This is a genomic window from Streptomyces sp. NPDC048275, from assembly GCF_040652275.1.
Classification (GTDB): Bacteria; Actinomycetota; Actinomycetes; order Streptomycetales; family Streptomycetaceae; genus Streptomyces.
The window spans coordinates 17,748-40,687 of the sequence record NZ_JBEZLR010000060.1 but is presented as its reverse complement, the minus strand read 5'-3'; the positions used below and the strand labels follow the sequence as shown (position 1 = coordinate 40,687).

At 68.0% G+C, this 22,940-nt stretch carries 24 protein-coding genes and 1 pseudogene; 9 read left to right on the top strand and 16 right to left on the bottom strand.

Annotation, left to right across the window (positions count from 1 at the left end):
* Positions 1-14: 14 nt before the first annotated feature.
* The 13 genes and pseudogenes from AB0D57_RS29845 to AB0D57_RS29785 all read right to left on the bottom strand — a co-directional run bounded on the left by AB0D57_RS29845 (position 15) and on the right by AB0D57_RS29785 (position 12,366).
* Positions 15-1,274 (bottom strand): lanthionine synthetase C family protein, encoded by a 1,260-nt coding sequence (locus AB0D57_RS29845; protein ID WP_362079691.1) that lies wholly within the window; start codon positions 1,272-1,274, stop codon positions 15-17.
* Complete coding sequence (locus AB0D57_RS29840) at positions 1,261-4,365, bottom strand: lantibiotic dehydratase (RefSeq protein WP_362079688.1); 3,105 nt, start codon at positions 4,363-4,365, stop codon at positions 1,261-1,263. Before AB0D57_RS29840 ends, AB0D57_RS29845 begins: the two co-directional genes overlap by 14 nt.
* An 86-nt stretch (positions 4,366-4,451) precedes the next feature.
* Positions 4,452-4,628, bottom strand: a complete 177-nt coding sequence (locus tag AB0D57_RS29835; protein ID WP_185006854.1) for an FxLD family lanthipeptide — start codon at positions 4,626-4,628, stop codon at positions 4,452-4,454.
* 35 nt (positions 4,629-4,663) lie between these two features.
* Positions 4,664-4,795: an FxLD family lanthipeptide gene (locus AB0D57_RS29830; RefSeq protein ID WP_078935889.1), complete on the bottom strand. Its 132-nt coding sequence runs from the start codon at positions 4,793-4,795 to the stop codon at positions 4,664-4,666.
* A gap of 106 nt (positions 4,796-4,901) precedes the next feature.
* Positions 4,902-5,078, bottom strand: a complete 177-nt coding sequence (fxlA, locus tag AB0D57_RS29825) for an FxLD family lanthipeptide (RefSeq protein ID WP_351653217.1) — start codon at positions 5,076-5,078, stop codon at positions 4,902-4,904.
* A 66-nt stretch (positions 5,079-5,144) separates the two neighbouring features.
* Positions 5,145-6,369, bottom strand: a pseudogene (gene fxlM, locus AB0D57_RS29820) (methyltransferase, FxLD system).
* A 161-nt stretch (positions 6,370-6,530) separates the two neighbouring features.
* Positions 6,531-7,622 carry a phosphotransferase gene (locus AB0D57_RS29815; protein ID WP_362079682.1) on the bottom strand — a complete coding sequence of 364 codons (1,092 nt, stop codon included), beginning with the start codon at positions 7,620-7,622 and terminating at the stop codon, positions 6,531-6,533.
* Between the two features lie 268 nt (positions 7,623-7,890).
* Entirely contained in the window at positions 7,891-8,736 is an 846-nt protein-coding gene (locus AB0D57_RS29810) for an SAM-dependent methyltransferase (RefSeq protein WP_362079679.1), read from the bottom strand.
* Positions 8,726-9,898: a methyltransferase gene (locus AB0D57_RS29805; RefSeq protein WP_362079676.1), complete on the bottom strand. Its 1,173-nt coding sequence runs from the start codon at positions 9,896-9,898 to the stop codon at positions 8,726-8,728. The genes AB0D57_RS29810 and AB0D57_RS29805 overlap by 11 nt, the downstream gene beginning before the upstream one ends.
* Entirely contained in the window at positions 9,895-10,386 is a 492-nt protein-coding gene (locus AB0D57_RS29800; RefSeq protein ID WP_362079673.1) for a helix-turn-helix transcriptional regulator, read from the bottom strand. Before AB0D57_RS29800 ends, AB0D57_RS29805 begins: the two co-directional genes overlap by 4 nt.
* 89 nt (positions 10,387-10,475) lie before the next feature.
* Positions 10,476-10,622, bottom strand: coding sequence for a hypothetical protein (locus tag AB0D57_RS29795; protein WP_362079670.1), 147 nt, complete (start codon positions 10,620-10,622; stop codon positions 10,476-10,478).
* A gap of 82 nt (positions 10,623-10,704) precedes the next feature.
* On the bottom strand, positions 10,705-11,370 hold the full coding sequence (locus AB0D57_RS29790; protein WP_362079667.1) for a DUF6415 family natural product biosynthesis protein: 666 nt from the start codon (positions 11,368-11,370) through the stop codon (positions 10,705-10,707).
* Positions 11,371-11,940: 570 nt separating this feature from the next.
* Positions 11,941-12,366, bottom strand: coding sequence for an ATP-binding protein (locus AB0D57_RS29785; protein ID WP_362079664.1), 426 nt, complete (start codon positions 12,364-12,366; stop codon positions 11,941-11,943).
* 686 nt (positions 12,367-13,052) lie between these two features.
* On the opposite strand from AB0D57_RS29785, the gene AB0D57_RS29780 reads away from it, so the two are divergent.
* The 4 genes from AB0D57_RS29780 to AB0D57_RS29765 all read left to right on the top strand — a co-directional run bounded on the left by AB0D57_RS29780 (position 13,053) and on the right by AB0D57_RS29765 (position 16,717).
* Positions 13,053-13,928 (top strand): helix-turn-helix transcriptional regulator, encoded by an 876-nt coding sequence (locus AB0D57_RS29780; protein WP_362079661.1) that lies wholly within the window; start codon positions 13,053-13,055, stop codon positions 13,926-13,928.
* Positions 13,929-14,153 carry a DUF397 domain-containing protein gene (locus tag AB0D57_RS29775; RefSeq protein ID WP_362079658.1) on the top strand — a complete coding sequence of 75 codons (225 nt, stop codon included), beginning with the start codon at positions 13,929-13,931 and terminating at the stop codon, positions 14,151-14,153.
* A 288-nt stretch (positions 14,154-14,441) separates the two neighbouring features.
* On the top strand, positions 14,442-15,833 hold the full coding sequence (locus AB0D57_RS29770) for a helix-turn-helix transcriptional regulator (protein WP_362079655.1): 1,392 nt from the start codon (positions 14,442-14,444) through the stop codon (positions 15,831-15,833).
* Positions 15,830-16,717 (top strand): aminoglycoside phosphotransferase family protein, encoded by an 888-nt coding sequence (locus tag AB0D57_RS29765; RefSeq protein WP_362079652.1) that lies wholly within the window; start codon positions 15,830-15,832, stop codon positions 16,715-16,717. The genes AB0D57_RS29770 and AB0D57_RS29765 overlap by 4 nt, the downstream gene beginning before the upstream one ends.
* Before the next feature lie 73 nt (positions 16,718-16,790).
* Here AB0D57_RS29765 and AB0D57_RS29760 read toward each other — a convergent pair whose 3' ends face one another.
* Complete coding sequence (locus tag AB0D57_RS29760; protein ID WP_362079649.1) at positions 16,791-17,309, bottom strand: DUF6624 domain-containing protein; 519 nt, start codon at positions 17,307-17,309, stop codon at positions 16,791-16,793.
* Positions 17,310-17,332: 23 nt separating this feature from the next.
* Here AB0D57_RS29760 and AB0D57_RS29755 point away from each other — a divergent pair, with 23 nt between their 5' ends.
* Positions 17,333-17,623, top strand: a complete 291-nt coding sequence (locus AB0D57_RS29755) for a hypothetical protein (RefSeq protein WP_362079646.1) — start codon at positions 17,333-17,335, stop codon at positions 17,621-17,623.
* Here AB0D57_RS29755 and AB0D57_RS29750 read toward each other — a convergent pair.
* Positions 17,604-17,810, bottom strand: coding sequence for a hypothetical protein (locus tag AB0D57_RS29750; RefSeq protein ID WP_351654710.1), 207 nt, complete (start codon positions 17,808-17,810; stop codon positions 17,604-17,606). The genes AB0D57_RS29755 and AB0D57_RS29750 overlap by 20 nt on opposite strands.
* A 640-nt stretch (positions 17,811-18,450) precedes the next feature.
* On the opposite strand from AB0D57_RS29750, the gene AB0D57_RS29745 reads away from it, so the two are divergent.
* Genes AB0D57_RS29745 through AB0D57_RS29735 form a run of 3 tightly spaced genes read left to right on the top strand, consistent with a single transcriptional unit; the run spans position 18,451 to position 19,651 of the window.
* Positions 18,451-18,660 (top strand): hypothetical protein, encoded by a 210-nt coding sequence (locus AB0D57_RS29745; protein ID WP_362079642.1) that lies wholly within the window; start codon positions 18,451-18,453, stop codon positions 18,658-18,660.
* The gene (locus AB0D57_RS29740) at positions 18,657-19,397 is read left to right on the top strand and encodes a coenzyme F420-0:L-glutamate ligase (protein WP_362079639.1); all 741 of its coding nucleotides are present in this window, start codon (positions 18,657-18,659) and stop codon (positions 19,395-19,397) included. The genes AB0D57_RS29745 and AB0D57_RS29740 overlap by 4 nt, the downstream gene beginning before the upstream one ends.
* The gene (locus AB0D57_RS29735) at positions 19,394-19,651 is read left to right on the top strand and encodes a hypothetical protein (protein ID WP_362079636.1); all 258 of its coding nucleotides are present in this window, start codon (positions 19,394-19,396) and stop codon (positions 19,649-19,651) included. The genes AB0D57_RS29740 and AB0D57_RS29735 overlap by 4 nt, the downstream gene beginning before the upstream one ends.
* 181 nt (positions 19,652-19,832) lie before the next feature.
* Here the strand turns inward: AB0D57_RS29735 and AB0D57_RS29730 are convergent, their stop codons facing one another.
* Entirely contained in the window at positions 19,833-21,206 is a 1,374-nt protein-coding gene (locus AB0D57_RS29730; protein ID WP_362079633.1) for a hypothetical protein, read from the bottom strand.
* A 243-nt stretch (positions 21,207-21,449) separates the two neighbouring features.
* On the opposite strand from AB0D57_RS29730, the gene AB0D57_RS29725 reads away from it, so the two are divergent.
* A complete protein-coding gene (locus AB0D57_RS29725; protein WP_362079630.1) occupies positions 21,450-22,937 on the top strand; it encodes a radical SAM protein in 1,488 nt (495 codons plus the stop codon).
* Positions 22,938-22,940: the final 3 nt, after the last annotated feature.

Here is a 22,940-nt window from a genome sequence, read left to right as displayed (position 1 = left end):
TGTGTCTCTCCAGGTCAGTTGGTCAGGAAACAGCTGTCCCAGCCGGACAGGGAGGGGCCTTCGATGGAGAAGGCGTGGAGCGCGAGCGCCGTGCCTGCGGCCCCTTCGAGGAGTCCGATGTCTCCGCCGTCGGCCAGGCTGCACAGCGTGTGGACGAGGGCGTCGGGGGCGGTGTCGGTGATCGGCGCGAGCAGGCTGGGCAGGCATTCGGTGAGGCCGGGGGTGATCGCATCGGCGGCGGCGAGTTGCGTGATGTGCGCGAGTCCCGCGAAGCCGTGGCAAAGGGATAGGTCGACGGTGGCGTTGCGTTGGCCCGGGTCGGTCATGGCTTGCTGGAGGGCCGTTTCGGCAAGGTGTTGGCGGTGGGTGTCGCCGGTGGCGAGGGCGGCGAGCTGCTGGGCACGTGCGAAGCCTGCGGTGCCGTAGCACCAGGATGGGCGGGAGGGACCGGGGCCGGGTTTGCCGTTCCGCAGTTGGTCGCGGGTGATCCAGTACGGCCACCACGGTCCGACTGATCCGTCCTGCTGCCATCGGTCCAGCCAGTTGAGGATGCGTGTGATCGCTTCGTTCTGGTTGGGCACGGTGATGCCCTGGCGGGCGGTGAGGGCCAAGAGTGTGAGGGGGCCGGCAATGCCGTGGGCCACGCCGTTGTTGGCGTGGCCCTCCGGGTAGTCAGGGGAACGTTTGCCAGAGGGGGCAAGGTGGCTCCACCAGCCGGGGAGGAGTTCGCCGTCGTGTTTGACCGGCTCGGTGAGCCGCACCAGGTAGGTGAGGACGTTCCGCAGGAGATCGGGGTTGGTGCCGCGATGCAGCAGCAGCGCGCCCAGGCCGCTGAGTCCGCGGATCGTGTCGTACTCCGCCAGCTCGGGGGACTCGCCGTGGTCCATGCGGTCGTGGGCGGCGCGAAGTCGCGTGCGGACGAGGTTCGTGACGTGTGTATCGAGTGTGCTCAGGGCGCGGGCGTACCGTCCGGGGCGGTCGGCGGCGGAGTGGAGGGTGAAGGCGAGCGCGGGCGCTCCGTAGTAGAGGTGGGCGTCCGCTCCGCCGACGGCTCCGCCGTCGACCGCGCAGGCGAGCCAGTCGTGTACGCGCTGCCAAGGGCCCTGCTCGGCGCGGGCGCGCTCGATGTGCAGCAGAGCTACGCCGACGGCGCCGTACGCGAGGGATTGTGGCCACCAGCCCTGCTTGAGGTCGAGGTCGCGCACGTCGTCCGGGGAGGCGAGCCGGTCGGCGATGGCTCCGGCCGCAAGGCGGGCGGTCTCACGCAGATCCATGGTTGTTCCCCCTCCGTGCCGTCCAGGCCAGGGCTACGGCGCGGGCCAGCCGGACGCACATGCGCTCGTCGTCCCTGTCGATGCCAGTGGCCCGGATGTGGTGGGCGTGCAGGAGCGAATCGAGCACGAGGTGGGGATCGAGGTCGGATTCGCGCAGCCGGGACCGATACCGCGCGATGGCTTCGTCTCGCTGCGCCCAGGCCGCAGTGATGGCCTCCCCGCCGGCACGAGCCCGCAAGGCCGCCCAGTCGTCGGTCGGGTCAGCCAGGTGGACCGCTTCGGGAAGGACCTGCCGGTCGACGGGGCGCGGATCTGTGATCTTCCCGTATCTGGACAGCCACTCCATCGCTTCATCCACGCTGCGGGTGAAGGCGGTGGCGAGGGACACGAAGTTCGCTGTGGCAAGGACTCGCGGGTGTGGGCGGCTCGGCTGGGCGAACTGCACAGCGAGAGCACGGGAGTCGGCGGCGAAGACGTCTTCGGCGAGGCTCATCAGCGGCCCGGTGCCCCAGCGCCCGGTTTCGGTGTAGTTGGTAGCGAACTGCATGTCGTTCACGAGGCCGGCGCGGCGCAGATGTGCGGCCCAGTCGCTGATTCGCGTGACGGCCTGCCCCACATTCGTGGGTGCGGGGATGGCGATCCGCAGCCGCAGGTGCGGACGAGGGTCTTGGTAGCGCATGAACCACCATGTCGGTGGGGTCTCCCAGTGGGCGAGGAGGCCGGGTAGGTGCTGGGACAGGATCTCGGCGTGTCGTTCCGGGTGTCCGTAGAGCTTGACCAGGAGCCAGGGGCTGGTGCCGGGTAGGTGTCCGTGGTCGCGGGTGAGCAGGCGGTCTGCGGTGACGGGGGGAACCGTTGGCCACTGCGGGGCGCGGGTGGCCGTCATGGGGATGACGATCTCGTGGGCGCGGCCGGCGAACCAACCGCCTCCGTCGGGGGAAGTCTCCGTCAGCACGGCCGTCTCGGCCGTCGCGAGGTGGGCGCGCAGTACGGCGCGGTGGGCGCTTTCGGAGAGGTCCAGCGGGAGAAGCTGATCGCCTTCGGTCAGGGCAACAGTTTCGGGCACGCGGCGTTGCGTGCGCCACTGACCAACTGCCGTGTGCCACTCGTCCCATGACGCGGCTTGGTCGGGTACGTCGCAGGCGTGCATCAGCCAGCGGGCGTGCGCGAGGACAGCGCGCCCGTATCGCACGCGCGGGAGGTAGGGCAGGGCTGTGGCGGCTCCCCACGAGAAGTCGGTGACGACGGCGGACTGGGAGCGGCTGATCTCGGCGAGGAATCGGACGAGGGGCGGTGTGTGGGCCCTCAGGTCCAGGGCGTGCACCACGTGCGGTTCCACCAGGCACTTGCGTGAGAGGGAGGCGAGGTAGAGCCTGCGCCGATCGCAGCCGACGGCCAGGTCGTCAAGATCGATGGTGCGTTCATCCGTGGTCCGGTGCTCAGCCATGCTGATGACGGCTGGCAGCATCTCGGGAACGCGGCTGACGTTGGAGTCCGCTCGGTCAAGCGGGGCAAAGGAGAGTTGCGCGGGCAGCGCCCCAGGTGCGTTGACTGGGAGCCCTTCCAGCACTGCAGCGGCGCGAGCTCGGTCGTCGGCGTTCAAGAGCGCGAGGAACCTGCCGCTCGTGGTGCCGATGCCGCGGGACGGGTGGATCGCGCAGAGCGTGAAATCACCGCGGGCGAGGGCGTCGGCGGAAGCAGCCTCGACGTGAAAGCAGACCTCCATATGCGGCGGTACCTGCATGCCGTCCTGGTCCCCGACCTGAAGGCGGCTGATCAGGTCCTCGTCCAGCACGATCTCGTCACGGCCCTCAAGAGCGGCGGCCTGGGCGAGCCCAAGAAGCCGCTGCTCCCGTTTGGACAGCGTCTCGCGCGCCTCCGGCTCGCCGTCCATATAGCCGGCGGGGAAGCCGAGCCCGGCATCGGGGTCTGTCACGTCCCGCAGCGGCACCAGGGAACCGATGCCGTACTTCTCGAAGAAGCGGGTGTGGTACTCCTTCCAGCCAGGTGTGCCGAACGGCGCTGGCGTGAGGCGGGCCAATACGGTGGCCGCCCGCTCCGCCTCGCGTGCGACCTGGGTGGGCAGCACGAGCGAGCAGTCCATGCGCAGGTCCAGCGCCACCGGGTGATCTACGGCGGCGACCTCCGTCATCTTCTGGCGGAGCGCGCGGCGCAGGCGCCGTCCGTCCATTGGCGAGAGGGCTTGGTTGTGCTGGGCCACGCTGTCGCGCACCGCTCGCAGGTCGGAGAGCAGGTCCGCCACGGGCGGTACGTCGTCGGCGCGGACGGCGCCCATCTGCCGCACGAGGTGGTCGAGAGGATCAAGTACGGCGGAAGGGGCGTGCAGGCTGCTGACGAGTGCGCCGTTCCGGATCAGGCTCGTGACCAGCTCCCTGACCCGCGACTCCGGAACCTGGGAGAACCCGGCTTGCACCTTGTCCGCGAGGAGGTCGTACCTGATCGGGGATCGCGCAGCGTCCAGAGCGGCCCGCACCGCAGAGGTGAACCTGATTGACACCTCTGCCGTCGGCTTGCCGGTGCTTCGAGACCCGGCAGGGTAGGGGACGATCAATCGGTCCCCTCGGACGAACGAGGCGTTGCTAGCCACCACGGGGAGACGTCGTAGCAGTTCGGGGCACGCTTCCAGGCGACGGATCACCTCGGTGATCCAGGCGGCGTCCGTGCGGGCCACGGCCCGGTGCCACTGGCCCCAGTGCACGTCCGGTCGCTCCCCGAGTGTGGCCAGCGCGATCCCGGCGAACAGGCCGTTCGGTGTCGCGCGGCCGGTCATCCGTTGCACATACCGGATCACCGACACCAGCGTCCGGCGGACCTGTCGGGCCTGCGGGACGGCGGTCGTCGCGCACAGTGCTTCCATGTGTCGTGCGAGCGAGGGACTGGCCTGCTCAACGGCATCCGAGACCTCGTCGAGGGCCCACACCGCACGGAGCCACGTAAGCCACTGCTGCACTTGGCCCGGAGAGTCGCCAGTGACGTCCGGCCACGGTGGCAGCGGCAACCGCGTGTGGCGGGCGACCCTGACGAGTACCACGTCCGCGCACTGGTAGAGCACCTCATGCCTCGAGTTCATGAGCCCTTCCTGTTCCGTGTCCGTGCGGTGCCGGCCCGCACGACGAACCCGCATTGTGCGGACCGGCACCGGTTGATGCGACGGGGTCAGGCCACGTTGGTGGCGCAGGACCCCTTGCAGGTGGGCTTGCAGCCGTCGTCGGTCAGGTTGATCAGGACGGCGGACCCATCGCCGGACTCCAGGACGCTGATGTCCAGGTCGAACGGGTCACCGACCGGTGCAGCAGGCGGGCTAGCCTGCTGCTTGACCGTGCTTGCCTCCATGTGGGTCTCCCTACTCGTCGATCCACGGAGGGTGCTCAGGCGACGGCGGTGGCGCACGGGCTGGAGCAGGTGCTGCCACAGCCGTCGTCGGTGAGGTTGACCAGCGTGGCCGAGCCGTCGCCGGACTCCAGGACGCTGATGTCGAGGTCGAACTCGTCGGTCTCCATGTGCGTGTCTCCTTCTGAGGCTGTGCGGTCAAAGTTGCTGTGTGTGCCGCCTGTTGGCGGGCATCCGGCACGGCTGGGTCACCGTGTCGGGGGTCTGGTGGGGTGATCAGGCGCCGCTGGAGGTACAGGCGCCGCTGCCGCACGTGGCCTGGCAGCCGCCATCAGAAGCGGCCACCGTGCCGACCAGTTGGCTGGATTCGACGACGATGACGTCCAGATCGAAGGGATCTCCCGACACCGCCGCCACATGCGCGGGCCGAGACGTCGTCACAGCAGATGTCACAGCAAGTCCTCCTGTTCAGTGGGATGTTGCTGGTCGGATGTTGCAGGACGTCCTGGCACCCAGCGGCTACGCCGGATGCCAGGAGATCGAAATCCGGCTGTGCCTCTTGTCGATGATCCGGTCGCCGGTGATCCGGTCATCGGGCGTGCCCGCCGGGTAGACGGCGATGCGCGGGCCGTCAGCGCCGCGGACCTTTTCGCCCCAGGTGCGGAGGATGTCGGCGATTCGCTCAGCGAACTCGGCCGCGTCGGGCCCGAAGGCGTGGACGCCGTACTCTGCGGTCTTCTTCTCGGTGTCGCGGCGCACGACGGTGTAGGCGAAGTGCGGCCCGTCGATGGTGACCATGGACCAGCTGCTGCCCGTGGGGCCGATCTTGCCGGTGGTCAACTCGGGGTTGGTGGACATGAAGCAGTACGTCGGGACCTGCGTGGACAGGTACATCTGGAGGGGTGCCGATGGGCTCCTGGCTGGCGACGATCACCCCGGTCCACGTCTCGGCGCGGGCGCTGTTCAGGACGCCGTCCAGCAGAGAGGGGTTGGCGGGCAAGCCCTCGTCGAAGCGCAGCGTGACGCCCTCCTCTCCGGGGAGCTGCATGACCTGCTGTGTGTGGGAGCCGGCGCCCTGTGCCGCCACGAAACCGCAGACGTGGGCGCTGGTGGCGACGAGGTGGTCAGCCTGCCGGACGAACCCGTAGGTGCGGGTCAGGCCGTTGATGCGGAGCGGCACGACGAGCCGACCGTCGTCCTTGAGCTGGTCGATCCAGGCGGGCGGGATGTCCCAGGCGCCGACCGTCACCACGATCGCGTCGTAGGGGGCGTGCTCGGGAAGGCCGTTCTCGGCGTCGGCGACGACGACGTTGACGCCCGTGTAGCCGGTCTCGCTGAGGAACCGCTTGGCTCGGTCGGCGGGCGCGGGTTCGATGTCGACGGTGGTGACCTGACCGGTGGGGCCCACCAGTTCCGCGAGGTAGGCAGCGTTCGGCCCGTTGGTGCCGATCTCCAGCACGTTGGCGCCGGGGCGGATGCCTGCCTGCTCCAGCTGCATCGCCTGAATTTGGGGAGCGGACACCGAGCTGGTGTGATTGCCGTGCTCGTCCTCCTGCGTGATCACGGCGTTGTACGTGCTGTATGCGTCCTCCAGCGACGCCTCCGGTACGGCAAGGTGCCGGGGCACCTTGCGCATGGCTGCCTCGACCGCGGGCGACACGATCGTGCCGTCCTCCTTGAGCTGGTCGACGACCCTACTGCGGAGCTGGGTGGCCTCGTCGGGGTCCACGGTCACATCGGTCATAGAGGGGTTCCTTACGTGGTGTCTTGCGCAACTGCGCGGGCTGACCTGCGCCCTGGTCTGTGGTCGGCTGCGACGCTAGCCAGGTCGCCGTCCCTTGAAGGTGGCTACGCGCCGCAGGGTGGGATAGCTGCTGGAGATCGGCTGGAACTGCACTTTCGTCCTTATCTCGGACGCTCGTGCTGGGACCGGTTCACCGCTGTTCGGATCTGCTCCTCCAGCAAGTCCAGGTGGGTGAGCACGCGGCGGGTCATGATGTGCCGCTGCTCCCAGTAGCGAAGGGCGTCGCCGACCTCGTACGCCTCAGGGGTGACGTAGTGCTCGTACAGGCCGAACAGCGAATGCAGCGCGTGCACCAGGGCGATGCGGACGCTCGCGACCAGGTCCGTGCCGGGAAGGTATGGGTTTTCCTCGTGGTAGGCGGCGATCAACGCGAGGGTGACGGGCATCCAGTTCGTCTCGCTGGCCACGGTCCGCGGGTCGAGGGCGATCCGTCCGACCTCCCACGCCGCCGGGCCAGTGCGGGCGTAGAAGTCGATCACAGCCGCCACGTGGTTGGCGCGATTCATCAGCACGTTGGGCGTGGTCAGATCGGCATGCAGCGGCTGACGCGCAGGTGCGGCAGGAAAGCCGGCGCGCAGGGCAGCAGCGTGGATGAGCAGATCGTCCCGCCGCTGCTCCAGCATCTCCCCATGGGCTGCGGCCGTCTCGCTGCCGTGCTGGGCGAGGGCTGGCCGAAGCTGCTGATAGTCGTTGTCGAACCGGCTCTTGCCCTCGGCAGTCCACCAGCGGGCGGACAGGACCGGCAGCGTGCCCGGGTAGCAGGCCAGTCGGCGGTGAAGGCGCCCGATCACGTGTCCGAGCTCCTCGGCCTGCGCGACGGTGAGGGGCCCGGTCGAGGCAGGCGTACCGTCGACGTACTCCTGCACCGTGAGGACGCGGTCGTCGTAGTGGACGAGAGGCACACCGTCGCGGGCGAGCCAAATGCGGGGCACCGGCAGGCCCCCGCTGCGGGCGAAGCAGGCCAGGTGCACCGTTGCGCGTACATCCCGTTCGTCGGTACCCGGGCGCATCACTTTGACGAAGACCTGCCGCTCGTCGTCGAGCACGACGCGGTGGTTGACCGTGTCCGTTCCGGCCCGCACACGCGTCACCTGCACCGCGTGTAACCCGTACCCGTTGAGCAGCGCGGCGCGCACGAACTCGGTCTCGTCTCGCGCGTCATCACCGAGAGTCGGGCTTGTCAGCCCGCTCACTGCCGACCCGAAATGAGGTGGTGCTGCGGCAACACGGGCGCGGTGTCGTACGAGCCGGCGGTCAAGTGCCGCACGGGAGCGGGCGGATGATCGCGGTGAAGCGTGAAGGGCTTGGGCACAGTGTTCTCCGGGGGCGCAGACATGACGTCCAGCGTCAGTGACCGCGACGCCCGGGTGTCCGTTTCCGGACGTGATCAAGTCTACCGAGGGCACGGCCAGTTGCCGAATGGTCACCGCTAGGAACGCGCCAGGCATCGGCTTGCACAGTTCAGCCATGCACAGCCTCCTTCCGGGCCATGCCCGCGTACGACGCGGCCTGCGGGTGGACCGGGTGTTCCAGGGCCATCACCTGGGGCTCGGCCAGTCCCGGGGCGACCAGACGCCAGTCGTCGAACAACGGGGTGATTTGCTCTTTCGTCCGCGGATAGACAGGGCAGCCCGCGGCCGTCATAGCCTTGGCCGCCTTACGAGCGGGCTTGCCGGCGAAGTCGGCCGTGGCATGAGTGACCACGAGGGCACTGCCCGGGGCGGCGACCTTCTTGTACTGGTCGACGAGCACCGTAAGGGGGCGAGTGGGTGTGTCGTCGATGTGGTGGAGCACGCTGCCGAACAGCAGGATCACGGGTTCTCGCCAGTTGATCGTCTCCAGGGTCTCTCGCGACGCCAGGACGGACTCGGGCTCGCCGATGTCGGCACGCAGGTGTGCGACCGCGGCTGGCGCGCCGGCCTTCAACAGGGCGCTGGTGTGGGCGTGGACCACGGCGTCGTTGTCGATGCACACCGAGCGCGCGTTCGGGTGGACGCGGGTGATGACGTCCACGGGGTTGGGGGAGTGGGGCATGCCGCAGCCGAAGTCGACCAGCTGCCTGATGCCGGCGATCGCCAGGGCCTGCACCATCAAGAGCACGTACATGCGCTCGTGGTGCACGGCGCTCCCCAAGAGCGACAGCTTGTCGGCCGCTTGGTGAGCCGCGTCACGGTCCTTGGCGTAGTTGTCCCGCCCGCCGAGAAGGTAGTTGCGGATCCGGGCGCTCGACGGCCCAGTCAGAGAGTTGGTCGGCATCACATCGGGTACGTCGGGGCGGGTGAGGAGCATCGGGTGGTCAGGTCGCATGATGCTCCGCCCCGTCGGTGGGCGTGGGGACGGCGGGCAGGTGCCAGGACGGGCCGTCGGGTGCGCCCAGCCACAGGGTGTGTTCGGTTTCCGTGATCGTCACACCCAGCTGCTGAAGCTCCGGTTCCCCGGCCGCATGCCATTGAGTGAGCGCGTCGAACAAGACGGTGCCGAGATGACGTGGCCCCCACTCGTAGACGCTGCCGGGGCCGCAGAGGAAGACCACTGCCCGCGACGCCTGATGGTCATGAATCCGGAGACGGTCGGCGACCTCCCCTTCAAACTGCGCGGTACCACGCACTACCTGCATCCGCAGGTCTGGACGAAGGAGACCGGCGAACAGTCGCGCCGCGGGCCATAGCGGCGCCCGCGTCGCGCCCTGGGCCGCCGAGGCCCGCGGGGACTCCTGTGAATCGATGGGAGTCCCTTCGCCGGGGCGCTGCTCGCGCAGCCACAACGCCTGCGGAGCCGGTCCGGCAAGGAAACGACCACTGGCCGACAGTCCGTCCCGCGCCACCCTCAAGGTGAGCAGCGTGCTGGAGCCGCCGAGGCCAGTGCGGAGCGGTAGACACAGCCGGCCACCTGGGCGAACTCGGGTGACCCATCCCCACGGAACACGGCTTACGGCGCGATGGGAAAGGAGCCCGTCGAACGATCCCGCAGGCCCCAGAGCCCCGGCCTCCAGTCCGCGCAGCACCTGCACCTGCGGGTAGCGTTCCAGGCCCTGCCGTGCGACATCGGCGAGGCGCTCGGTGTCTGCGACCGTGACGACTCGACCGCCCTGGAGGTGATGGTCCAGCAAGGCCGCCGTCCAACCGCAGTCCGCTCCGATCTCGGCGATGGCCATCCCCGGCGCTGGAGCGAGCGCGGCCAGACGCGCGGCGACATCCTGCTCTGCAGGGATCACGCCCGTAACGATGCCGGGGCCGCCCTCCTGACCGTCATCAATATCGAGGACGACCATCTCGGCGCGATGGACGAACTTCCCCCACTCGCCAGCGTTCTTACGCCGATCCACCCTGCGCCAGCGACCACCACGGTGGGTGCGGATCACGGCGGGCGCGAAGTCCTGACGGCGGTCGCAGGTGAACCCGTCGCCCCCGTGCTGGTGGACACCGCCGCTGCTCGGCCGCAGACTGCCAGCCTCCACGTGGGTTTTCATGCCGTTCCTGCCACGGCAGCGACGGCTCGGGACGCATCAGGGTCGGCCGTAGGACCGAGGAGACTGAGCTGCCAGCCCCGCGTGACCGCATGCGCGGCCGAGGAGGCGCCCAGCGCTCGCAGCATGCGCCGAGCGTCCTTGCGCACGTCGGCCAGCGGGCGCCGCTCGCCGGCCGCAATCTGCTCGACGGTCTTGTCACCTGCGAGCCTTTCCAGGACCGAGCGCTGTTCAACAGACAGATGGACCATGTGATCCAAGGGCACAGGGACGTCCAGGTGGTGGTGCCGGTAGGCGAGTTCCACCATGGCGGCGCGTTCCAGGACGCCAAGTTTCCCGCCGATCCGGAGGACGTACGTCTTGACGGTGCTCTCGGACACGCCCATGTCAGCTGCCGTCTCCGCGGTCGTCTTTCCCTGCGCGATGCCCAGCAGGGCCTCCCGTTCCTGAGGGGAAAGCGGCTGCGTGATGGTCCGGTCCGGGGCCGGCATGGTCATACTCCTTTGGCGTTCTGGTGCGGCACGGTCTTCGTCTCAGCGGGGTCCCTGCATTCCCCCGGTCGTTCGGTTCGGGGCGTGAACTACGACCCGGCGTAGAGCTGCAGGGCGAGATCGGTGAGGATGCACAGGGTGGGCAGGCTGATGGCGGCAGCGAGAAAGAGGGCGCCGCCGTGCGTGCGCGCCTGCCGCAGGCCACGCCGGATACGACCCGGAGCTGGCCCGTCCACCGGGCGTGTTTCCTGCGTTGGTGGAGAAACAGAAGTACGGCGAATCCGCTCAGGGTGAGCACCGAGATAGGACCGGGTCATGTCACACCCCGCTCTGCTCGCTGTGCTGCTCCGCGTAGCGAAGGAGCACTTCTGTGTGGACCGCGAGGCGGAATGCGCGGTCTTTCGCAGCCTTCAGACCCTCGCCCGGGGCAGCATCGCGCGCCTCTTGCGAGCGCTCGATCGCCTTACGGCACGAGACCCGTGCCTGGCTCCCGACGGTGAGCGTGTCCAGGTGGATCGAGACGTACGGGACGAGCGATGTGACATAGCCGCTGAGAGCTCGCGTGACGACCGCGAGAGTGCGGGGGTGCGGGTACACCCCTGCCTGCTTCCAGGACTTCGCCGTCCGGATGCCTTCACGGATGCGCGTCGAGTCGAACCCAGCGTGCACCGTTCTGCCCCAGACCACGGCAACCTCGTCAGAGACATCGGTGTCAGGAAGGGCGGCGAGTAGATCCTGCGCGGCCTTGGCCATGTCCCGGTGCAACGACGCCGAACCCACGGAGTCTCCGGGAATTTCCTCACCAAGCAGGGCACGTACGCGTACGACCAGCTCATCCTCGTCAAAAGATCGGTCGTTCTCGTCGACCGGACGTGCCGCTGCGAGCAACGTCATCAGATGCCCCCGCATGAGGAGCAGCTGGTGGTGGCGCTCGTCCGGGTCCTCGCTAAGGGAGGCGTTCCCAGCGAAGACCTGTTCGGTCACGTCACGGAGAAAGGCTGCTTGCGACGCGAGGTGCGGTGGTTCGGACGCGAAGGTCGACAGAACGGCTCTCAGGTCGCCGGCGAGTTCAGGGAGAGGACCCTCCGGCCAGGACACATTGCACGCCTGCTCACCGCTCGTTCTAGTGGCTGAGGTCGTGGTGCGAGGCATCGGGGCAACTCCATCGTCTGGAACCGAGGCTGGCGAGGGGTGGTGCTCTGCCTCGACGGCACCCACAAGGGAGCCGCCGAGGCAGTTCGAGCCGCCACTCGCCGACAAGGGCGGTTCGTCCAGGTGAGGCACGCCGCGGCGTGCTACATGGGAATCGTCCAAGGAGCGCGGAGACACCGGTACCGCCCCGCAGGACCCGGTCGGGACGTCCTGGGACGTCCCGCTGTTCGGGTCAGCGTGAGGACTGAACGTCCGCACTGCGATGGGTTGTTGAGGCGGAGCCGTCCTGTCGCACCCACCGGTCGACTCTGGGTTTTGGGAAGGGGACGAGGAAACTGGTAATGGATGAGGCATCGTGATCTCGATCGGGGAGGATGAGTAGGGCCGTGTGCTGACGGTGATTTACGGGGTGCTGGAGTGCGACAGCGTGAACCACACCTGTTTGCCGCTGCCGTCTTGAGTGAGATCAGCGCCCCACCGGTCGCTGAGCGCCTCGACGAGTGCCAGGCCGCGCCCACCGACGGCGAAGCCACTAGCTACCCGAGGTCTCGGCAGCGAGCGTGACGAGTCGGTGATGGCGACGCGAAGTGTGTCCGCTGTGCAGTCGACCTCCACCGATACGGTGTCGGTCTCGCGCTGGCTGCCGTGCTCCACGGCATTCACGAAGACCTCGTTGGCCACGAGTAGCGTGTCGTTGATCACGTCCAGCCAGTCCCACCTGGCGAGATGCTTCATCAGCAGCCGCCTGACGTCACCAGCGTGTTTCCCCAATGCGGGGAAGTTCGCGTGCATGGTGCGAGATTCCTGCTCCCGTGCGGCGAGCCTCATGCCCGCCTCCAGGTCCACCTGGCCACGGAGAATCCCAGCAGCACAGCAGTTCCCTGGCTTCGATTCTCGCGAGACTGAGGTCGGGGCTGGGACCGCGGCGACTGGCGCGCACAGGAGTACGCCTCCAATACCGCCCTTATCGACCGACGGCTCAGCCCCTGTCTGCGATGGACGCAGTCGCGGAACACCAACGGCAGGCCGGAGACCGCAGGCAGCTCCATGCGCATGGGGTCGACGCAGCCCTGCAAGAGAGGGGACAACCGGTCCGGGACGGACCTGCGGATGGTGGCGTACAGCTCACCCCGAACCTCGCCGACCAGCCCCGACGCCAGCACGCGTAACCGGCTGACGTTCATGGAGGGGAGGGCTCTGATCGGCTTCGCTGTGGGGTGCATCGCCAGTCCTTATCGCAGGTCGTGGACGGTTGCTCCGCTCGCGCCGTCATCACGCACCGTCGTCCGGTACGTGCTCAGCGTGCAGGATCGCTACGCAAGGATGGCACATGATTTTTCACTATGAAACCCTGTCTATGAAATTTCATGCACGGAGGTGCAGGATGAACTGACGTTCGCAGCCGTCGAGTTGCCGTGAAGCGCTAGGTATCCAGGGCGTCGGCGCGCATACGCGCGTTGCCAACTGCAGCGATGCACCGAGAGACTGGGGGAAACCGGTAGGGGAGGTTCACAGTGGCGGGAGACATCGAGGCGGCATCGCCGGCTCTGTGTCGGCTCTACCTGGGCATTGAACTGCGCAAGCTCCGCAAGGGGAGGGGGCTCGTGGGGCAGCAGGTCGCGACCCTCACCGCGTGGTCGCCAGCGAAGATCACGCGCATTGAGAGCGGAAGTAAGCCAGTCGAGCCCATGGACGTACGTGTCCTGTGTCAGTTGTACGAGGCGGACGCGGAGACCGCGTCGCGGCTGGAGGGCTACGCGTTCGTCACGAAGACGAAGAAGGACTGGTGGCAGTCGCCGCAGTACCGGCCGGTCATGCGACCCGGCTTCGACGCGTTCATCGGTCTTGAAGCCATTGCCGCCGAACTGCACGAATACCAGTCGGAGTTTGTCCCAGGGCTTCTGCAGACCGAGGGCTATGTGCGCACCCTCCACGCCACGGCGTACCAGAGGCTGCCGGAGGACGAGGTGCAGCGCCGCATCGCTATGCGCTTGACGCGTCAAGAAATTCTCACCCGCAAGGATCGGCCTCTGAAGCTCGCTGCGATCGTGAATGAGGCGGTACTGCGGCGAGTCGTGGGGAGTCCTGAAGTAATGGAGAGGCAGCTCACGCACATGCTGGAGGTCGCTCAGCTTCCCAACGTGACACTCCAGGTCGTGCCTTTCAGCGCTGGGAGTCACCCCTGCATGGGCGGCCCGTTCATCGTCCTTGAGTTCCCAGACCCCGTGATCAAGCCCATCGTCTATCTGGAGAACCTGGTCACAACAGCCGTAACCAGCAAAGAGGATGACGTTGAATGGAGCGAGAGCGCCTTCCGTAACCTCGCTGCGATGTCTCTGGGGCACGACGAGTCCCTGAGCATGATCGAGAAAGTACGCAAGGAGTATTAGATGCACATCCGGGCTGCAGTCCCGCCCAATGTCATGTGGTTCAAGTCCAGCTACAGCGACGCTCAGGGAGGCGCTTGCGTCGAGGGGGCCCGTCTGCTGGACGGCATCATGGCTGTACGTGACTCCAAGATCCCGGCTGGCCCCGTGTTTCTCTTCCAGGACGAAGCATGGGCGGCCTTCACTACCGGAGTGAAGGCCGGCGCGTTCGCTCAGCCACGGTTCTAGTCGGTCATCGCTTGCGTCGTCGGCCCGGCACTTCCTTGGGAGGTGCTGGGCCGACGACGTGTTGTCCCTTCGGGGCATGCCGATGCACCGAGCCGCGTCGGGCACGGCGTAGCGCATCGGAGTCCTCCCGGGGCCGTCGTGAGCGGAACCGAAGAACTTCGGCTGCCCGGTGGGGTATTGAAATGGTGAGACTATTCAGCCGGTACCGGAGTGCCGGGATCCATAGGGGCAATCGGACAGTCGCGTGTCGCGGCATCTTGTCCGATTCCGGAGTGGGGAGGCGAGGCCGTGGCGCGTCAGCCGAAGCCGCTGGATGACAGCGAGTCGATGCTCGGCTGGTTCGGCGTCGAGCTACGGAACTGGCGTACGGAGCGGCGACTCACGCAGGACGCCCTCGGGCTTAAGGTGCACGTCAGCGGCAACTACATCGGGAAGATCGAGAAGGCAGACAGACTCTGCAACCCGCAGCTGGCCGCGGCCCTTGACGACACCTTGAACGCCGGTGGTGCCTTGCGCCGGCTGTGGGCCCGGGTCGAGAAGGACTTGGAACGGCGGCGTCTTGAATCGGACAAGGCGTGTACGGTCGACGAGCTTCCCACAGTAGGAACCGTCGATAGGAGCGAGCCGGCGGCTCCCGCTCTCTACGATCGTCGCTTGCCGCCCTTCGAGCGCCGATCCTTCCTTGCCTTGGGCGGCGTCGCTGTTCTGGCAGCTGCCTCGCTGACGGATCGGGTGCCCGAACTGGCGAGCACCCCACTCCCCAGTTCGGTTCGGCTGCAGGACGTCGAAGAGGTTCGACTGGCCTCCACCTCCTTTGCGAAGGCGGACAACCTGGCAGGTGGCGGGGGACTTGCCCGCGAGACCGCCATCAGCCAGCTGAAGTGGGCCGCCGGGCTCTTGAGGGTGAACCGACCTCCGGAGTTGGAGGGGCCGCTGTTCACCGCAGTCGGGAGACTGGCCACGGCCCTCGGCGCATCTGCGTTCGACGCCTACGAACACGATGAGGCACGTGGGCTGTTGGAGTTCGGCACGGCTTGTGCGGAGGCCAGCGGCGACTGGCATCTCCGGGCTACGTCACTGAACTGGCTTTCACGGCAGGCAACATGGTGCGGGGCGCCTGATGCTGGTCTCACACTCGCTGAACATGGTCTCGTCCGGTCCGACCTGCTGACGCACCGAGAGCAGGCGATGCTGCACAACGCGCGAGCACGGGCTCTCGCCAAGATGGAAAGGGTGCAGGAGACACTTGCCGCCGTGGGCCACTCCGACGACGTGTTCGCAGACGCACGTGACGACGAAGACGTCGTCTGGATGCGGTACTACGACGGGGCTCAGCACCACGGAGACACGGCACATTCCCTATATGACCTCGCACTCTTGGCCGGGCGTTCGCCCCGTCGTGCAGCCGAGCGGTTCCGAATCGCCATCGACGGGCACGCGCCGAGATTTGTTCGCTCGCGTGCGATCTCTGGGACCAAGCTCGCCTCGCTCACCATGGCAACCGGGGATCCGCAGGAGGCGGTGGCGATCGCTCACCGTGCCATGGAGGATGCTGGCCGAGTACGGTCCAGGCGGACCGCCGACGATGTGCAGGAGCTGGTCGACCTCGCCCAGGTCCATGGAGAGAAGCCAGAGGTGGCCGAGCTGATCGAGCGGATCACCACTACCGTCCTCTCATGACCCAAAGCCGTACTGAGGCATCGCGCACCGTCCTCGAGGCAGCAGCCGCCAAGGCGGATCTGTCGACTCGCGGAGCGGAGGTGATTCGCTTGAGCGAGAACGAGTTGTGGCGCTTGCCTAGAGGCGTCGTCGCCCGCATCACTCGCGCTGGACAACAGGCCGCGGCACGGCGGGAGATCGCCATCACGCGATGGCTTGCTGAACGCGATGTGCCCGCTGTGGTGCCGCTCGCCCTGCAGCAGCCCGTCTACGTTGGCGAGCGAGCGGTGACCTTTTGGCAGGAGCTTCCCCCTCATCGGCAGGGCCGTACCGCGGACCTGGCTCCGCTCCTTCGCGGACTGCACGGCCTTCCCATCCCCGCCTTTGAGATTGGTGAGCTCGATCCCTTCGTACGCATCGAGACCCGGCTATCCCAGGCCCGTAGTCTCCCGGACGACGATCGCGCCTGGCTGCTGGCTCGACTTGCCGAGCTTCAGGCGGCTTGGGCCAACCTGCCAACTGGGCATCCCCGGTGCATCGTTCATGGCGATGCCTGGCGAGGCAACGTCGCCGTCATCGCCAACAGAAAGCCCATTCTGATGGATTTCGAGCGCGCCTCTGTCGGCCAGCCGGAATGGGATCTGACCTCGACGGCTGGCACGCTCGACACGTTTGGCTCGATCTCCCGCGGCGAGTATCTGGCCTTCTGCCGCGCGTACGGATACGACGTGAGGACCTGGGACGGCTATCCGGTGCTTCTTGGCACACGTGAGCTTCGCCAGGTCTCCATCGCTGTTCTGCTATCCGAAGGTAACCCGGTGGTTGCCGAACAGGCCCGGTACCGGATCGCATGTGTACGGGGCCAGCGCGGGCCTCGCCCCTGGGAGTGGGAAGCGGTCCCGTAGCCCCGGCGGCGTCGCGATCGGAAGCGCGGGCTGCGCCGAGCCGATGAAGGCGGCAGCCCCGCGTCGAGATGAGCTACTCGCCGTATGCGGCACGGATCCGGGCTTCATTCTCGGCCTGCGGCTCGAGGCCGACAGCGGCTCGGCGCGAGTCGAGGTGCTCCAGATCTTCTACAGGGTGCATCCGCCACTGTCCGTCGGTATCCCGGACGTACTGGCTGCCGTACACCTGAGGGAGTCCTTCGCTGACGCGGCACCGGTCGGTGAGGAGAGCCAAGTGGGCCGGGTCGGCATCGCCCGCGTCGACGGCTGCGGCCAGGAGATTGAGGGCTCGGTGCTGGAAGACCGGATTGGCATCCGCGTGTTGGGCAAGCAACCAGGCGGCTGTGGCGGCCTTTTCTCCCACCAGGGCGAATCCTGGCCATCCGTATTCATCGACGATGCGCGAGAGCGCGGCCGTGTTGTCGGCGTCGACGGCGCGCCACTGATCGACGTAGTCCGGTGGCCGCTCGTCATCGGACAGCATTCGAATGCGCTGGTCTTCGGCCATGCGTGCGCACAGCTCGGCAGTAAGCCGCGGACGGAGAGGGCTCAAAGCGTGTTCCCATCGTCACTGGAGTGATTGCCGGCGGCGCAGGTGATCACGTTGGTGATTCGACGCGCCGAAGGTTCTCCGCGAACGAACAACTCCGCCTCCACGAAGCCCTCGCCCGGTACATCAGCGGCCTCCCCACCCCGCTGACCGGCCCCAGCGGAACACCGTACGGACCCGTCTGGCCGCTGGACACCGTCCCGCTGGCCCGCTGGCGCGCCCACCTGATCGTTCGCCTCCAACAACACCCGTACTCCTACCTCTACGCCCCTGATCCGCAGATCGCCGCCGATCTCATCACAGGGGAGTACGTGTGACGCAGACGCCCGCCGCGATCCTGCCCAGCCGCGACGAACCCGCCACCATCACCGCCGTCACCACAGCTGTCGACACCGCGCTGAGCGACCCGCGCGTGGTCGTCATCCACGCCGACTCCTCCAACTGCTCGACGACCGGTGACCAGTTCACCGCCACCCCCACCAGGGCCCGCAAGATCAGCCTCACCAGCCTCCCCCGGGGTATGGGCGCCCAGATCTGGCAGCGCTCGCGAACCTGCCCAACACGGACGGACCCGTCCTCATTGCGGACACCGACACCCGCAACCCCGACCCAGCCCTCTACCGCGAGCTCCTCACACACGGAGAACACGAGTACGCCATCGCCGTCTACCCGCGCTACTGGGACGAGGCGAAGCTGACCTCAAACCTGGCCCGCCCACTGATCGCCGCCACCACCGGACACGACGTCCCCCAGCCCCTCGCCGGCGACCTGGCCCTCTCGGCCCGCGCCGTACGGACCGCCGCCGACAGGCTGGACCCCCAACTACGCACGGCTGTTGACGGATACGGCATCGACGCCTTCCTCTCGCTGACCGCCGCCCCCACTGGCCGCCTCACCTCCGTCGCCGTGCACCACCCGAAGGCGCACGCCGCATCGTTTTTCCACCTGCCACAGATCTACGACCAGGCCGTGCAGGTCCTCCTGGCCCCCACCGCCAACTGGCCCCACCGACTTGCGCCGGCCGCGAGCGCCCCGTCCTATCGCCCCTCACCGCAACCTCGACCCAGGCCGCCACGCCGCGATGCTGGCCACGCTCGATGAGCTCACACCCCCGGACCCTCGATACGATGCGTATCCGTGGCCGGTGGCTGTAGCCGACGCCTGGCACATCGTCAGCAACGGCGCCGCCCCTCACAAGGCGGCCCGCCGATTGTGGCCGCACTACGTCCACCGCGTCCGCACCTGGCTCACCGCCGCGACCCCGCCGAGCGAGAGAGCGGCGGTACTCGCCACCACCCACACCCGACTGTTCGGCGCTCTGACCGACCACACCGCACGGAGCCGCATCTCATGAGCACCCCGACCGGCGCCTTCTTCGCGTTCGCCCTGGAGCCCTTCCCCACCATCGCCCGCGGTGACGACCTCCCGTCCGTGATCACAGGGGTCCTGGCCCACCAGGCAACGAAGCTCCAGGACGGAGACGTGATCGTCGTCGCCTCGAAGGTCGTCTCGATCGCTGAGAGCCGGTTCGTCGATCTCGCGGGCGTGACCCCCAGCCCGGCCGCTCTCGACTTGTCCGCGCGCACCGGGAAGCCGGCCGAGATCGTGGAACTGATCCTCGGCGAATCCCGGGAGCACTTCGTGGCCGGCCCCCGCGGGCCGATCATCGCCCGACACCACCTCGGGTATCAGCTGACGTCGGCCGGCATTGACCGGGCCGGGGCCGACGGTGCGTGGCTGCTTCCCAAGGACCCCGACGCGTCCGCCCGCGCACTGCGCGACGCGATCACTGCCTTCAGCGGCGCCACCGTCGCCGTGGTGATCGCCGACTCCGACGGACGCGCGGACCGGCGCGGCGCCACCGTCATCAGCATCGGCGCTGCCGGCATCGCACCCCTGCGCGTCACCGAGCACACCGAGCCCGGCCAGAAGACCAAGCGGCAGGAGGAGACGATGACCGACCTGGTGGCCGCAGCAGCCGGCCTGATCCTCGGACAACGCGGGCGCGGCGCCCCCGTCGCCGTGCTGCGCGGCATCGCCTACCAAGGCAGCGACGAAGGAGTTGCCGCGATGCTCCACCACGCCCGATGACACGGCTGGCCCTGCTCGGTTCACCAGTCGACGGCGCCCTGTCGCCCGTCCTGCACCAGGCGGCCTACACCGCAATGGGGCTGCCCTGGACCTGCCACCAATGCAGTCCCCCAGACCTGCCACGCTTCCTAGGCACCCTCGACGGCAGCTGGCGCGGCTTCTCGCTCACCATGCCGCTCAAGCGCACGGTCGTTCCGCTCCTGGACGTGTCGCGTTCATTGGGGGCGCGCGGTGTCGGATTTGCGAGGGGGTGAGACCCGGTGTGTGACGACCAGGATAGGCGGGCACTTCAGGTGACCCAGTCGCCCAGAAGTGCCCGGTCGGTTATTCCTGCTGCGATGTCAACACGGTGGATCTGAAGCATCCGTCGCCCCACGGCCTCGAGGCGGCGATAAGTGTCTGGCCAGCTGCGGTGCTGTCTGTCACCTGCCTGAGTTAGACGGCTGCGAGGAAGTCGATGGCACGTTCATCGAGTTCGGCCGCGCACCGCAGGCCACGGGTCTTGAACGGGGCGAGGTTGCCGCGCATGTTCTTGACAGCCTTGCGGGTGCGGACGGACCGGACGCCGTCCATGTGGTCCATCGCCTGGCCCCAGGTCGAGCACGCCTGCTCGATGCTGCCGCGCTTCAGTTGCATCTCTGCACCGGCCACCAGGTCGAGGGCGACGATGCGGGCGTAGGTTCCGGCGGGGCGCGTGGCGGCGGCGCGGGCGTATTCGTTGGCGGCGGCCCGGTGGTCGCCGAGGGTTTCGTAGACCTTCGCGGTGCGGGAGTACACGGACGCGGCGGGCGGGCCCCAGGTCAGGGCCCAGAAGGGCACGTCGTCACCCGGGGCAGCAGCCAGCAGGACACGGGCTTGCTCAGCTTCGGCGAGGGCGGCCTGCCGGAGCCCGGTCTTGGCCAGGGTGTGGGCATGGACGACTCGGAACAGGGCCTCGGTCTGGGCGTCGACCTTGCCCTTCGCTCGGTTCAGGCCGGTCTCCGCGAGGCCCTGGCAGTGCTCGGGCCGGTGGAGCTTGAGGCCCTGCATGGCCATCGTGCGCATCACGAATCCGTCGTGGCCGGTGATACCGGACTCCGTGGCGAGGGCGTACGACTGGAGGTAGTAGCGCTGGGCGAGTCCTTGCTGACCGGCGTCATAGGACTTCCAGCCGAGCAGGTGCACGCCCCGGCTCGCGGCCGACAGCATGTGCTGGCGGACCTCGGCGCTGCGGAAACGGCCCCGGCACAGCGGAGCTACATCGTCCCGCAGATAGGTGACCAGCGCGCTGCGGCCGTGCTGTCCGCCGTGGCGTTCGTCCATCTCAGAGAACGCGGTGATCATGTCGCGGACGGCGGCGACCTCGGCCATGCCAATGGTCTGGCCGGTGCGGGCGGCAGCGGTGCGGACGGCGATGTCGCTGACGTAGGAGAGCGGCAGGGCGGCGGCAGCCACCGAGTAGGCGGAGGTTGTGACGAAGCGGCGACGGTCCAACTCGTACCTCCACATCGGAATTAAGGAGTCGATCGGGTCGGCCCCGAGGGTCAGTCCGATGCTGTCATGCCCGTCCTCGCCGACGGTGGCCAGCCCGAGGTCGGCGGGCGTCAGGATGCGGCCAACGCGGCGGGACAGAGCTACGGCCAGGTAGCGGCCGGTGTCGGCGCGCGGCCTGGCTCCGGCGATCCAGTGCTCGACGGCGGACTTGTTGGTCCGCAGGGTGACACCGCATTCGCCTGCCACCGTGCGGACCGCTTTGGCCAGTGCCTCGTAGGTCCAGCCAGATTCGGCGACGAGGTCACGGAGCTTGTCGTTCGGCGTGCGCGTGGTCATGAGCACCTGCCCGTATACCCGATATACCGCTTGGCTTGTCCGACACCGTACTGCGGTTCGGTCAACGGGAGTTGAATATCCCTCACGCCGATCGGGGCGGGGCCAGATGCGGCCCGCATCCTGCCTCGGGGTTCGCCGCACGTGGGCGTCCGCGCCGGTCGGCCGCACAGCACCTCGCCAGCGCGCGTGCTCCCGCTCACCTTGCTCCATGTGCGCCCGTCCATTCGCGACGAAGGGAAAGCCATGCCGAAGCACTCCGTGGTGTTGGACTGCTACACCGTTGAGCCCAGCGGACTCGGGGTTCCCCCGTACGTCTCCACCTACGTGCGGGCCGCCTGGTCAGCCTTGAGGCGGGCGAAGCCCGGGGCGGAGGTGAAGTACCTGACGATCGACGATGTCCGCTGGTGCCTGTCGGGAGGGAAGGCCGCCGTCGCTGAGCCGTTCAGCGACCCGCTGACGTACTCGGCGACCGTGAACCGCGCCGACGCCGTCCAGCTGCTGCGGGACGCGGACAGCGTCGTCGTGATCGCCGGGGACAAGGTGCCCTCGGTGCACCTGCACGCCGTCAACGCGAGCCTGGAAGAGATCGCGCGCGCGATGGCCTGCGTGCGGGGCCGCCGCTACCTGCTGGGCCCGATGGCGACCTACGCCAAGGGCAACGCCGAGTACGCGGGCCTCTTCGACGCCGTCCACACCCACACCATCACCTCGGGCGACCTCGCCATCGGCAGTAGCACCGGCGCCCCGTACGGGCAGCTGCGGGCCGACCGGGACTCCTTCAACGGGCTCATCGAGCAGATGCCGTGGAAGCCGATCGCCGAGCTGGAGCTGTACCGGGGCTGTACCCGCCGGGTGTTCTGCGACTTCTGCAACGAGCCGGAGAAGTCTCCGATCGTCGCCTTCCGCAATGTCGATGACGTTCTCGAGGAGACCGACCAGCTGTATGCGGCTGGGGTCCGCAATTTCCGCCTCGGGCAGCAGACCTGCTTCTTCTCCTACCAGAACCGGGACGCCGAGGTGATCCAGAGTCTGCTGGCCGGCATCAGGGAGCGGTGCCCGGAGCTGGAGGTCCTGCACATCGACAACGCCGACCCGCTCGCCGTCGCCTCCCCCTCGGGCAAGCGCATCGCCCACCTCGTCGCCGAATACTGCACCGAGGGCAACTGCGCGCCCATGGGCATCGAGTCCTTTGACACGAAGGTCATCGACACGAACCACCTCACCTGCACGCCGGAGATCCTGATGCGGGCCGTCGAGCATGTGAACGAGGCGGGCGCCGCCCGTGGCCCCGGCGGGCTGCCCAAGCTGCTGCCTGGCCTGAACCTGATCTACGGCCTGCCCGGCGAGAGCCACGCCACCCACATCGCCAACCTGCACTGGCTCGGCCGCATACTCGATGCGGGGCTGCTGTGCCACCGCACCAACGTCCGCCAGGCCCGCGCCTTCCCCGGCACGCCTCTCGCGAAAATGGGCGAGCTGGGCCCGCTGCCCTCCGCCGAGCACTTCGCCTCGTGGAAGGCCGACATCGACTTCGGCTGGGACCAGCCGATGAAGGAACGCGTCTACCCCACCGGGCTCCTCATCCCCGGTCTGCACTCCTACTTCGTCGGCCACGACGGGACCTGGTGGCGACGGCTCGGCTCCTACTCCATCCAGATCGTGGAGGAGTTCTCGGCCACCCCCGTCGGCACGGAGGCGGGCCTCACGGTCACCGGGCACGCCCCCGCATGATCT